This window comes from Asprobacillus argus (assembly GCF_032248395.1).
Lineage (GTDB): Bacteria > Bacteroidota > Bacteroidia > Flavobacteriales > Flavobacteriaceae > Polaribacter > Polaribacter argus.
The window spans coordinates 685,071-697,814 of sequence record NZ_JAVTTO010000002.1 but is presented as its reverse complement, the minus strand read 5'-3'; the positions used below and the strand labels follow the sequence as shown (position 1 = coordinate 697,814).

The window sequence follows — 12,744 nt, the reverse complement described above, 5'->3', positions numbered from 1 at the left end:
GTAGCCCATATTGTTATTGCATTCCTTTCATCATTTGCATCATCTTTCTGCCTCCTCCTCCTTGCATCATTTTCATCATCTTACTCATTTGGTTAAATTGCTTCATCAGCTGATTTACTTCTTGTACCGAAGTTCCTGATCCCTTCGCAATTCTTTTTTTCCTACTGGCATTAATACTCGTAGGAGTACTTCTTTCCGAAGGAGTCATTGAGTGAATAATAGCTTCAATTCCTTTAAAGGCGTCATCATCTATATCTACATCTTTTAGGGCTTTTCCAGCACCAGGAATCATACCCATTAGATCTTTCATGCTACCCATCTTTTTGATCTGTTGAATCTGGCTTAGAAAATCATCAAAACCGAACTGATTCTTAGCAATTTTCTTTTGTAATTTTCTTGCTTCTTCTTCATCATACTGTTCTTGTGCTCTTTCTACTAAAGATACAACGTCTCCCATTCCTAGGATACGATCGGCCATCCTATCCGGATAGAATACATCGATAGCATCCATCTTTTCACCAGTACCAATAAACTTAATGGGCTTATCTACTACTGATTTAATGGATAGAGCAGCACCACCTCTGGTATCACCATCTAATTTTGTTAAAACAACTCCTTCAAAATTTAAGATGTCATTAAAAGCTTTGGCAGTATTTACGGCATCCTGACCTGTCATAGAGTCAACCACGAATAATGTTTCTTGTGGATTTACGGCTTTGTGGATGTTTGAGATTTCTGTCATCATCTCCTCATCAACTGCTAAACGACCAGCGGTGTCAATAATAACAACATTCTTACCATTTGCTTTTGCATGTTTGATGGCATTTTGAGAAATCTCCACAGGATTTTGATTTCCTACCTCAGCATATACTTCTACACCTATTTGTTCACCAACAACTTGCAACTGATTGATAGCAGCAGGACGATACACATCACAACCAACTAATAATACTTGTTTGGATTTTTTGGTGTTCAGGTAATTTGCAAGCTTTCCAGAAAATGTTGTCTTACCAGAACCTTGTAATCCAGACATTAGTATTACTGTAAAGTTTCCGCCTAGATTGATCCCTACAGAATCTCCACCCATCAATTCGGTTAGCTCATCTTTTACAAGCTTCACCATTAATTGACCAGGATTTAAAGTAGTCAATACATTTTGTCCTATAGCTTTTGTTTGTACTCGTTTTGTAAATTCTTTAGCAATCTTAAAATTTACATCGGCATCAAGTAACGCTCTACGAACTTCTTTTAGTGTTTCTGCAACATTTACCTCTGTGATCCTACCATGCCCTTTTAGGGTGTGTAAGGCCTTATCTAACTTTTCACTTAAATTATTAAACATATTGTTTATGTACTTTTTTTGGAAGCACAAATATAAAAATTACTCTTCGCTTATAAAAGGTTTACCCGTGTTATTCTCGTTTGGCAAGAAGACTCATAATAAAATTAACGAAGTGCACTATAGTTGCTATTATAAATAAAGCAAAAGAAACTATAAACAAGCTGTTTTCGTCAATAGGAGATGGGTACGCAGTTCCCGAATTATTGTTTCCTGGAATTGAAAACATAAAGTAAATAAAGAATAGTAATGAGGCTATTTGTAATGTAATATGGATTGAGGTCAGGGCCTTCTTATGTGCTTTTCTTGCCCAATGTAATACGTAATAATTGATACCTACTAGTCCAAAAAAAGCGGCGGACAAATAACAGAGATAAGGTATCGCTATGGCAAAATATGTATTCTGAAAATTAAAATCAAAACTTGTATCGCTTCGAAAAAAAGAAATCAAGATAAAAATAGGAACAAGTCCAAAAAAGAAAAGATGTGGAGTTTTAAAAATTTTATTCATTTAATAATGTTCCTTTAAAATGGTTGTATGATGCTCTGTATGGTGTGCTGTCCACATAATAATCTCTCGAATAATCATCCTTCCCATTAAAGGGTGAGGAAGCAATACGGTATCTAAGTTATGATCAGACCACTTATTAGTCTTGTACTGTAGTTTTTTATTCTGAATCTGAAGAGAAGCTAGTAATCGTTGTTTTTGCTTTAAAGAGGGTTTGTTCAGATTTTTATTAAAATCTCTTGATTTTTCTAAGTTGGCGGTCAATCGTTCTTCGTATCGTTTTGCAACCTCGTTATAAGATCTAACAGGCCTATTAGCCACTCCAAATTTTCGCTTCAATAAAAATTTAGGAGTCCTTAACGCCTTGTTCAATAAGCGTATGCTTTCAGCTAAATGCAAAATATGTTGCCCACTTGTCCATTTACCTTCAGGTCCCATTTCCCATTTTTCTGATGAGTGATTAGCTACCCAATCAAATAGATCGGTATGTTTCTTTTCTAAAACTGCAATGATTTCTTTTTTCTCCATATTGAAGTATAAATGAGCTAGTAATATACAAAAGTTCAAAGAATTTACAATTCACTACAAAAAAGATACAATTGAAGACATCTCGTTTTTTTTAAGAGAAGTTCAGATATACATTTGAAGCATCAATTAGAAAAAAAAGAACCATGCAAACAACAATTCTAAAAAAACTATTCTGGGGATTAGTAGTAGTTATTACTTTTTTAACCAATCCATCAGAATTATTCGCACAAAAAAACTCATATTCTATAAGCCATAGTAATGGCACACATAGTATTCGAGTAAACAACAGCAAACAAAACTTTAATATTGAATACGAAGGTGATATTACCATTTCTGATGACGATAAAGATATCGTTGCTATTTCTAGAGGAGGATTTATTGAGATCAAAAAATCTCGATTTGGTAAAAGACGTCGATTAGTCGTTGAATCAGAAGGAGGGAAGTTAACTCGTAAGTTCTTTATAGGTTGGACGGAAAAACCGTATGACCCCGAAGGAAAGAACTGGTTGGCAGATATTCTACCAGATATTGTTAGAAGTACCACGATTGGTGCACAGAGTAGAGTAGATCGCTTTTACAAAAAAGGAGGTACCAATGCAGTAATGTCTGAGATAGGAGAAATTGAAAGCGATTATGTAAAATCGAAATACTTTAAATTATTGTTGGAAAAGAACTTGAACACCAATGAACTGGTACGTGTAATTGAAACAGCAGGTAGAGAGATTGATTCTGACTATTACTTAACACAGATATTAAAATCAAATCAAAAAGCTTTTTTAGCAAATGCTAAAACGATTACGGCTTATATTAATGCATCTGGCAATATTGATTCAGATCACTATTTAACACAACTAGTTAAAACGGTAATAAAAGACAAGAACATTTCGGATAGCCAGTTGGGAAGTTTATTACAGATTACTGAGAAAGTAGATTCTGATCATTACAGAACTGAGATCTTAAAAACAATCATGGACAATCGAGAGTTGAACAAGGCTAACATGAATAAGATCATGAATCTCTCTAAGGATGTAAATTCTGATCACTACAGAACGGTGATCTTAAAGAAGGCACTACGATCTAATAAAGTAACGGGCGATGTACGAGAGGTGTTTTTAGAATCGTTAAATGATGTAAAATCAGATCATTATACTACAGAAATTGCAAAGGAATTATTACGTGATAAGCTAGATAATGCATCGTTAACAAAATTACTAAACATTGTAAAAAGCAATGTGAGTTCAGACCACTATGCAACGGTTATATATAAGAAAATTGGGAGTAATTCAAAATTAACAGAAACTCAATTGATCCAGGTGATGAACACCGCCGCTAGGAACATTCAATCTAGCTATTACTTGAGTCAAGTATTATTAGCATACGTTAATCAAGTAAAAGGAGGTTCTGAGAAATTAAAATCAGCATATATGAACGCCGCAAAGTCTATTAAATCTGATACTTATTTAGGGCGTGTAATGAAAGCACTATACTAAAATACTAAAGTAATCAATCTTATTCTGTAAGATTGATTACTTTAGATTTATGCAAAGACTAACACAACTAACCAAAACCGTTTTGTTTAAAAAACATCTTTTCATTGTAGTATTAGGATCCTTATTAGGGTTTTTAATTAGTTTTTACTTGGTTGAAAGTGAAACAGTCGAGGCTGTTTCATTTTCTTCATTTCAAGTAGTTTTATCATGTTTAATAGGAATTGTTGTAGCATATTTAATATACATGTGTTCTTTGTTTTTGGACAAGCTTCTTCCTTGGAGAAAGTATGTTGAAGCGAGACTGTTTATAGGAATTATTACACTATTCTCACTGAGCTACTTGCTCATCTTTGGAGCCATATATGTATTTGATTATACAATGAACGATTCGTTAAACTTCATGGCCATTTTTCAACCGATGCTTATTAAGCTAGCAATTATAGTATTCATATTGATCTTGATCTTTGAGATTATCTACTTTGCACTGTATTCTTATTACTCCTATACAACCCTGCAAATTGAAACGGTAAAACAAGAAAGAAAACAAATAGAGTTACAGTTGAACGCCTTAAAGTCTCAGTTAAGTCCACATTTTTTATTTAATAGCCTAAATACCATATCCTCTCTAGTATATAAAGAAAAAAAACGAGCACAACAGTTTATTAGAAAGCTAGCTAATATGTATCAGTATACGTTACAAAGTTATTCTGAAAAATTGATCACGCTTCAGGAAGAATTGGACTTCGTGAAAGACTACTTGTTTTTATTGGAAACTAGGTTTGAAAATAAATTGACCTGCACCATAACTGTTTCAGAAGAACTATTGGATTCTAAGGTGCCTCCATTGGCTGTACAGATGCTCGTAGAGAACGCTGTGAAACATAACCAAAAAGATGAATATGAGCCGCTGCATATAACAATCACATCTACAAAGAAGCACATTATCGTTCAAAACAATATTACCGAAAAAGCAACCAATGTTACCTCTTTTAATATAGGGTTGAAGAATATTAATTCGAGATACTTACTCTTACATACAGAAGGAATTACTATTTCTAATGGAGAAAATTTCTCAGTTAAATTGCCATTGATCTAAGATGAAAAGATTATTTATACATCATCCGTTATTTCGCTTGCTAAGCCCTGTTTTTAGCGGTGTTATTGTGTATTTGCTCATCATCCTTTTTAGCAATGATGTTGGACAATTACAAGAGCAATTTCTTGGAGAGGATTTATATGTATGTATCGGATTGTCTTATGTTATTCAAGAAGTATCAAGATTATTGATTGTACTTTTCAAAAAACTACCCATATATAAAAGCAATATAACTACAATAGTATTGCAGGTACTCTTTTCTATAGCCCTGACAATAGGATTGGTTACAATGTCTATATCGCTCTATTATAAATATATCGTTGGGTTTTCTGTTACCAGCGATGATCTTTTTATGTTTAACAGTGTATTTAGCGTTATTAGTATTATTTACATTTTATTGTATCTGAGCCACCTTTATTTATATAAAATGAACTCGGATAAGTTAAAATTAGAAGAGCAGATAAAACAGCATATTGAAGAAGATTTTTATGAATTTAAAAAAGGGATTAATCCGGAGCTTTTATTTGAAAGTTTTGAAGCGCTATTAGTATTAACACAAAACAGTCAAGACAAAGCCGATGATTTTATTGACTATTTAGCCACTATTTATCGATATTTATTATCGAGTAGAGAGAAGCAATTGGTTTCTGTTTTAGAAGAACTAAAAGTATTGAGCGAGTTTGAGAAACTCATGAACTCCTTACCGTATAGAAGTGTACATATTCAGCAAAAAATAACCTCTGACTTCTTAGTAGTGCCAGGGTCGTTATTATCAATTATAGAAAAGATAGTAAAAGAAACAATCGTCTCTAAAGACATTCATTTATTAATCACATTATCTGAAGAAGAAACGCATGTCGTTCTTAATTATGAATATCAAGATAAAATACAGACTCGATTTAATATAGATCAATTTGAAGAAATAATCCATGTATATGAGATTTACAGTACCCTAAAAATTGATCTTAAAGAAACAGAAACGGAGAGATCTCTATATATACCAAAGTTACTAACCAAACCGTAAATTATGAAAATTGTCATTGTTGAAGATGAAAGCCTAGCAGCAGAAAAGCTAGAGAGATATCTTTTAAAGTATGATACTTCGATTAAAGTTGTACATGTCTTAACGAGTATTAGAGATGCTGTTTCCTGGTTCAATAGCAAGGCAGATTATGACATGGTTTTTATGGATATTCAACTTACAGATGGTCTTAGTTTTGAAATTTTCAATCGAACAAAAATTAATACTCCAATCATTTTTACAACAGCATTTGACGAGTATGCGATAGACGCTTTTAAAGTAAATAGTATAGATTACATACTGAAACCTATTACATTCACAGACGTTTCAAAAGCAATGAATAAATTTAAGTCTTTAAGAAAATTATATGCTAACGAGAATGTATTAGAGAATGTAGCGGAAATGATGACGCAAAACAAAAAGAAAGATCGTTTTTTGGTGCGCCTGGGAAATCATATCCATTCCATTAAAACGGATGAGATATCCTTGTTTTATGCAGAAGGGAGAACTGTGTATTTGGTAACAAAGGAGAACAAAAAGTACATTCTAGATTATAAACTGGAAGACCTTACTAATGTCTTAGACCGTAAAGTATTTTTTAGAGTAAACAGAACATTCATTATAAATATCCAATCCATAAATGATGTGGTAGTATACTCCAATAGCAGGCTTAAAATAGCAACGCATTTTAAATCAGAAAAAGAGATTGTTGTAAGTAGAGAGAAAGTGGGTGCGTTTAAAACATGGCTTGAAGGGAGTTAAGATTTTAACTCGTACAAAACGCAATTTTGATATTCAGGAAAATCTCGTAGTAAAGGATGTGTAAACTCCTTGATTTTATGCATGCCTATTTTCTTCATTACACCGATAGAAGGAGTATTTTCTTTAGTTGCAACCGAAACAATCTTTTTAAGCTTTAGCACATTGAACATGTACTCAAGACATGCTTTTGCTCCTTCAGTAGCATAACCTTTACCCCAAAAATTTTTATGTAGTCTCCAACCAATGTCCACGGAAGGGTTAAAATCGATTTCATAGGTTTGTTCGCAACATCCTATAAAGCCAATAAAATGTCCTGTTTCCAAAATCTCAACGGCAAAGTAGCAAAACCCATTTTTATTGAATTGATCTTGCATTTTTTTTATAAAGTTAGCTGTATATTCTTTGGATTGCGTAGAGGGGAAGTGTTGCATCACTTTAGGGTCTGAACTGATCTCAAACATTTTTATTACGTCAGATGCCTCCCAGGTTCTAAAACCTAAACGATCGGATGTAAATACGTACTCTTTTGACATAGAGACAAAAATAATGAGTTTAGGGATAAATCTGAATAAAAAAGCACTGAATACTTCAGTGCTTTTTATATCTCTATATAGGGAAACAACTATTTTTCAGGAACAAATTTTAGCGCTACACCATTTATACAATGCCTTTTCCCTGTCGTTTTTCTAGGGCCGTCATCGAAAGAATGTCCTAAATGACCACCACAAGTATTACATTTTAGTTCGGTTCTGGCATATCCTATTTTGTAATCAACATCAAGTTCTACCGAATTACTAATGGCCCTGTCAAAAGATGGCCAACCCGTTCCCGAATCAAATTTGTGTTCAGATTTGTACAATGGAGTTTTACATGCAGTACAAACGTACGTTCCTTTTTCATAGTTTTTGTTGAGCGGACTACTAAAAGATCGCTCCGTTCCAGCCTCGCGCAATACATAGTATTCCATTGAGGTAAGTATTTTCTTCCATTCAACATCTGTCTTAGTTACTTCGTATACTTTTTTTGTTTTTTTTGATTCTTTTTTTTGTGCAAGTCCAGTGCAACTAGTTAAAATGGCAATGATACATAATAACGCTATTCTTCTCATGTGTTTTGAATAATGTGTTCTACAGTTTTGTTCACGATGTTTTGATCTCTTAAGATCTTGGTATGCCCTAATCCATGTGTAATTAGTAAGCTACCATTCTGTAAGTTTTGACGGATATTGTATGCATTACTTACGGGAACATCGCCATCTTCTGTATCGTGAATCACAAGAACCGGAATATCAATGTTAGATGCGACGTATCCACTGGCATAATCGTCTACGAGAACTCCCCATTTTTTTTCAATAAACTGTTGCAATTTTAGGTATGCACTTTTATTTAGTTTTAGGTTTTTTATGAACTGTACTAGGATATTTGAAACCTTATCTCCAGCGCCAATGGTTACAAATGTTTTGATCTTTAGAAAATCTGAGACGGCATTATACAAAGAAATGCCCCCAAAAGAATGACCAATGGCAGCTTCAAACGGACCATGTTCTTTGTCTATCTGTTTAATGGTGGCTAGAAAATCTAAAAGGTCTGTTGTTTTTCCAGATGATTTCCCATGTGCCGGACCATCAAAAGAAATAACCATATAACCTTTCTCTAGCAATTTATCGGCAAAAGCAAACAATTGTGTACTTCTTCCTGCCCAACCATGGACCAGTAATACCTTTTTTTTAGAGTACCCGTACGATAACAGGTGTATTCTTTTACCAGTCTCACCTACAATCAGTTCTTTCTTTTGAGCACTTTTAGCCATGGCTAATTCTCTTTTAGGAGTTTTAAAATTAATAGGGGTCGTAAACATTTTGGCCGCCAGTCGTATTGCTAATCTCGAAGAAAAAAAATGTACAGACCTAGATAAAAAGACAACAGGCTTAGGAATGACCAAACTTGGTTTTAATTCTTTTTGTTGAGACAATAAATCCATTTAGAAAACTGTTTTTAATGAAATAGAATATGTAATTTTAAAAAATAGAACAACCAACTATTCAGTGTGACTAAAATACAAAATATGTGTCATAACTTGTAGTTGAAGTATAATATCAAAGAAATGAGAAAAATAAGTATAATAATAGTGCTGGCGTTCTTTTTAACGGAATGCAGTACAGTTCCAATAACTGGAAGAAAGCGTTTAAATTTTGTTAAAGATTCACAGGTTTTACCAGCAAGTTTTGCACAGTATAAAGGGTTTTTAGAAAAGAATAAACTATCAGAGGATAAGAAGATGACAGCACAAATCAAAGATGTTGGGGCTAAAGTTTCTGCAGCTGTAGATCGTTTTATGAGAGCAAATAATATGCAAACTGAAGCCGATTCTTATAAATGGGAGTTTAACCTGGTAGAAGATAAAACCATAAATGCCTGGTGTTTACCAGGAGGAAAAGTTGTTTTTTATACTGGAATCATGCCCATTTGCGCAAATGAAGATGGCGTGGCTGCTGTTATGGGGCATGAGGTAGCACACGCGTTTGCGAAGCATGGTCAGGAAAGAATGTCTTCTGGTCAGCTACAACAGCTTGGAGGAATTGCAGTAGCATTGGGAACATCAGGTAAAAGTGAAGATGCACAGAAAATATGGAATACGGCATACGGCTTAGGTTCAGGTGTTGGCATGCTAGCATTTAGTAGAACACATGAAACAGAGGCAGATAAGTTAGGATTAGTATTTATGATCATGGCGGGTTATAATGGAGAAGAAGCAGCTGAAGTTTGGGTACGAATGAGTGAAAAAGCCAAAGGAAAGAAAGCGCCGCCTCAAATTTTAAGCACACACCCTTCGAACGAAACTAGAATTGAAACGCTAAGAGCATATTTACCAGAAGCAAAAAAGTTGGCAAAGCTATATAACGAACAAAGTAATCATACGGGGAAATAGTATAGTTATATTTTATATCTTGTAAACCGTTCTCATTAGAGAGCGGTTTTTTAATTTATAGATTATGTTAAAAATTGGTGACAAAAAATTGATCAATGCCTGGGCATTCTACGATTGGGCAAACTCCGTATATTCTTTGGTAATTAGTACTGCTGTATTTCCTATCTACTATGCAGGATTGACAGAGGCTGAAGGTTTTGCAAATGCGGATGGTAAAATTGCATTTTTAGGGACACTGTGGACACCTACAACATTATATAACTATGCATTAGCTTTTTCATTTTTAATAGTAGCCTTTATTTCACCAATGTTGTCAGGAATTGCAGATTATGCAGGAAGCAAAAAGAAATTCTTAAAAGGTTTTTGCTTGTTGGGGTCTGTATCTGTAATGGCTTTATTTTTCTTCACAGGTAAAGAAACACTCTGGGTTGGAATTACTTTTACTATTTTGGCAAGTATTGGTTTTTGGGGGAGTATTGTTTTTTATAATGCGTACTTGCCTGAAATTGCTCACCCAGAACAACAAGATAACGTAAGTGCTAAAGGGTTCATGATGGGATATGTAGGTTCTGTTATCTTACTGCTATTGTGTCTGGTACTAATAGAAACTTCTGTTTTTGGAATGTATGATAAAGCAATAGGATCAAAGGTTTCATTTTTATTAGTAGGCCTTTGGTGGATTGGTTTTGCACAAATAACTTATAGAAGGTTACCAAATGATGAAAAAATTGCCTTGCCAAAGGATAACTACTTTAAAAAGGGCCTTAAGGAAATATCGCAGGTGGCAAAAGAACTATTTGCTTACCCAGAACTAAAAGTATTCTTAGTAGCTTTCTTCTTATTGAGTATAGGAGTGCAAACCATTATTTTAATGGCGGGGATTTTTGGAACGGTTTTAGGATTACCTGTATTAAATCTTATAGCTACTATTTTGTTGGTGCAGATCGTAGGAATTTTAGGCGCTTTTCTTTTCTCAAGATTGTCTAATAAGATAGGAAATATCAAAACTTTAAAAATCATAATTGCTATATGGACAATAGTTTGTTTTATAGGCTTTAACCTAACCAAAGAAACACCTAATGTAGATATGTATTTTTATGTACTAGGAGCCTTAATCGGACTAGTTATGGGAGCCATTCAGTCCTTAGCTAGGTCTACGTATTCTAAATTGTTACCAGAAACAGAAGATCATGCTTCTTATTTTAGTTTTTTCGATGTTACCGAAAAGATTGCTATTGTAATTGGTATGATTACGTATGGATTTTTAATCTCCTTGACAGAATCCATGCAGTGGTCGGTGTTAGCTTTAGCCATTTTCTTTTTAGCATCTTTTATCACTTTAAGTATGCTTAAAAAGACAAAATACGTGAGATAACCAATTAATATAAATGGGCGGAAAAGAGTTTCCACCCATTTTTTAGACGCAATTAAACTATTGTGAATTCAAAATCTGCAATTTTGACTTCTGTTCTCACGGCAATAGCATATAAACCATCATCATCACTATTCATAGGGACTAACAAGCGACTACCATTCTGAAAAGAGGGAGGCCAATAAATAGCAGATTTTTTCGTCGTTTTTAGATCTTCTTTTGGTTTTTTAGCAGGGACCGTAGAAGCTCCTCTCCAGATAACGGAATCAGCTAGTTTACTATAGCCAGACATATTTTTTAAACCTTTTATGTAGAGCTTTTCTGGTTTCTTTTTGCCATGTTTTATCTTAAAGTGATTGACAATTGACCAAGGTCTTGAACCTTTAAAATAAACCGTTCTATGAAAAATAAATAATGTTTCAAATTTTGAACCTTGTAGTTTATCTTTTAACCATGAAATGATCTTTAAAATTAATTTCACAACAGCCGTAGAAGCGGCTCCTGCCGCAGGACTAACGAGTTTACCCAAAGCGCTTGGTAGTCCAGAAGTTATGTCTCCCAGAAGATCTGTAATCGACTCTTTAATTTTGTCTTTGGTACCACTGCTTTCAATTTTTTCATACATCTTCTTTTCTAACTCGGTCCAATCGTATAATTTATCGGTCCCATCGGGTTCCTGTATGGTTACCATATTTACAAAGGATTTGTAGCCTATAGGAAGTGCTGTCATTCGCCGATCTTCAACCCAGTATTCTTCTACTTTTTTATTCCATGTTTTAGTCACGTACATCCCATTTTTGTCTACAATATCATCCTTTTCTGAAGTTTGTATTTTCCCTCCAGGAATTTCAGAAAGTGTAGGTTCATCATCTTCTTGAGTATTAAAAAGCCCTCCAAAACCAATAACGGCAGATCCTAAATTTTCAGTTCTTTGATGACAATACATCATATGCGAATCTTTTAAAAGAGGTGGCCACTCAATAGCCGACCATCGGATATAATATTTCCCCTTGGTCGGAGAACCACTCTCAACAGGAGGATATAGATCATCCCATACTTCTTTAGTTGTTTTTGGCCTGTAAGGCACTTTTTTCTTTTCTGCTTTCTCTTTATCATCTGTACTAATAGTAGTTGTTTCCGTAGCTATTTCTGTAGTAACCTCGACATCACTAATGCTATCTAAAACTTTTTCAATGGTTTCTTTACTTAAGCTACCATTTTCTGCCATGTACATGGTGAGTTCCTTAAAATCATCTATTTTTTTTGAGGTTCGTTCTAGATGTATATCATTAATAATTTCGCTGGTCATAATCTTTTCCAGTTCATTTTGTTGATAATCATTAAGATCAACTAAACTATTCACAATTTCAGAAACCATGGGAACAACTTCCATTTGGCCGTGATTAATGGCAGTGTTTTTTAGTTCATCCCATTGACCAAACCAATAGGCAATGGCTGGATTAAACATATTAAGTTGAAATATAAATTCTCTATCTGCCATTTTATAGACAGCGTCTATTCCTTCGGATAGATCTACTTTTAGACCAAACCGCTTGATTACTTTTGCTCGGAGCTTTGCCTCTGGCAAAGAAACCGTTTCAATTAAATGATTCATGATGGTAATATTTAGAATGTTAAACAATATATAATGTCTCTAACTCAGATTGGTAGTTAGAGCAATTATCTCAAAGCATATGTTT

The 12,744-nt window shown here is 34.0% G+C and carries 13 protein-coding genes; 6 read left to right on the top strand and 7 right to left on the bottom strand.

What is annotated here, in order from left to right; all coding sequences use genetic code 11:
* Positions 1-13: 13 nt before the first annotated feature.
* The 3 genes from ffh to RQM59_RS06970 form a co-directional block, all read right to left on the bottom strand.
* Complete coding sequence (gene ffh, locus RQM59_RS06980; protein ID WP_349241369.1) at positions 14-1,342, bottom strand: signal recognition particle protein; 1,329 nt, start codon at positions 1,340-1,342, stop codon at positions 14-16.
* Between the two features lie 70 nt (positions 1,343-1,412).
* On the bottom strand, positions 1,413-1,850 hold the full coding sequence (locus tag RQM59_RS06975) for a hypothetical protein (protein WP_349241368.1): 438 nt from the start codon (positions 1,848-1,850) through the stop codon (positions 1,413-1,415).
* Entirely contained in the window at positions 1,851-2,375 is a 525-nt protein-coding gene (locus RQM59_RS06970; protein ID WP_349241367.1) for a DinB family protein, read from the bottom strand.
* Positions 2,376-2,518: 143 nt separating this feature from the next.
* Between RQM59_RS06970 and RQM59_RS06965 the strand changes: the two genes are divergently transcribed.
* The 4 genes from RQM59_RS06965 to RQM59_RS06950 are packed head-to-tail and all read left to right on the top strand — an operon-like array spanning position 2,519 to position 6,744.
* Positions 2,519-3,865 (top strand): hypothetical protein, encoded by a 1,347-nt coding sequence (locus tag RQM59_RS06965; protein WP_349241366.1) that lies wholly within the window; start codon positions 2,519-2,521, stop codon positions 3,863-3,865.
* Positions 3,866-3,914: 49 nt separating this feature from the next.
* A complete protein-coding gene (locus RQM59_RS06960; protein WP_349241365.1) occupies positions 3,915-4,961 on the top strand; it encodes a sensor histidine kinase in 1,047 nt (348 codons plus the stop codon).
* Position 4,962: 1 nt separating this feature from the next.
* On the top strand, positions 4,963-5,985 hold the full coding sequence (locus RQM59_RS06955; protein ID WP_349241364.1) for a histidine kinase: 1,023 nt from the start codon (positions 4,963-4,965) through the stop codon (positions 5,983-5,985).
* 3 nt (positions 5,986-5,988) lie between these two features.
* The gene (locus tag RQM59_RS06950) at positions 5,989-6,744 is read left to right on the top strand and encodes a LytR/AlgR family response regulator transcription factor (RefSeq protein ID WP_349241363.1); all 756 of its coding nucleotides are present in this window, start codon (positions 5,989-5,991) and stop codon (positions 6,742-6,744) included.
* Here the strand turns inward: RQM59_RS06950 and RQM59_RS06945 are convergent.
* The 3 genes from RQM59_RS06945 to RQM59_RS06935 all read right to left on the bottom strand — a co-directional run bounded on the left by RQM59_RS06945 (position 6,741) and on the right by RQM59_RS06935 (position 8,724).
* Complete coding sequence (locus tag RQM59_RS06945) at positions 6,741-7,277, bottom strand: GNAT family N-acetyltransferase (RefSeq protein ID WP_349241362.1); 537 nt, start codon at positions 7,275-7,277, stop codon at positions 6,741-6,743. The two genes, RQM59_RS06950 and RQM59_RS06945, sit on opposite strands and share 4 nt — an antisense overlap.
* 89 nt (positions 7,278-7,366) lie before the next feature.
* Complete coding sequence (gene msrB / locus RQM59_RS06940; RefSeq protein ID WP_349241361.1) at positions 7,367-7,852, bottom strand: peptide-methionine (R)-S-oxide reductase MsrB; 486 nt, start codon at positions 7,850-7,852, stop codon at positions 7,367-7,369.
* On the bottom strand, positions 7,849-8,724 hold the full coding sequence (locus RQM59_RS06935; RefSeq protein ID WP_349241360.1) for an alpha/beta hydrolase family protein: 876 nt from the start codon (positions 8,722-8,724) through the stop codon (positions 7,849-7,851). Before RQM59_RS06935 ends, msrB begins: the two co-directional genes overlap by 4 nt.
* Positions 8,725-8,847: 123 nt before the next feature.
* On the opposite strand from RQM59_RS06935, the gene RQM59_RS06930 reads away from it, so the two are divergent.
* Positions 8,848-9,672: a M48 family metallopeptidase gene (locus tag RQM59_RS06930; RefSeq protein WP_349241359.1), complete on the top strand. Its 825-nt coding sequence runs from the start codon at positions 8,848-8,850 to the stop codon at positions 9,670-9,672.
* Positions 9,673-9,736: 64 nt separating this feature from the next.
* Positions 9,737-11,047: an MFS transporter gene (locus RQM59_RS06925; protein WP_349241358.1), complete on the top strand. Its 1,311-nt coding sequence runs from the start codon at positions 9,737-9,739 to the stop codon at positions 11,045-11,047.
* 52 nt (positions 11,048-11,099) lie between these two features.
* On the opposite strand, the gene RQM59_RS06920 is transcribed toward RQM59_RS06925, so the two are convergent.
* Complete coding sequence (locus tag RQM59_RS06920; protein ID WP_349241357.1) at positions 11,100-12,659, bottom strand: hypothetical protein; 1,560 nt, start codon at positions 12,657-12,659, stop codon at positions 11,100-11,102.
* Between the last annotated feature and the right edge of the window lie 85 nt (positions 12,660-12,744).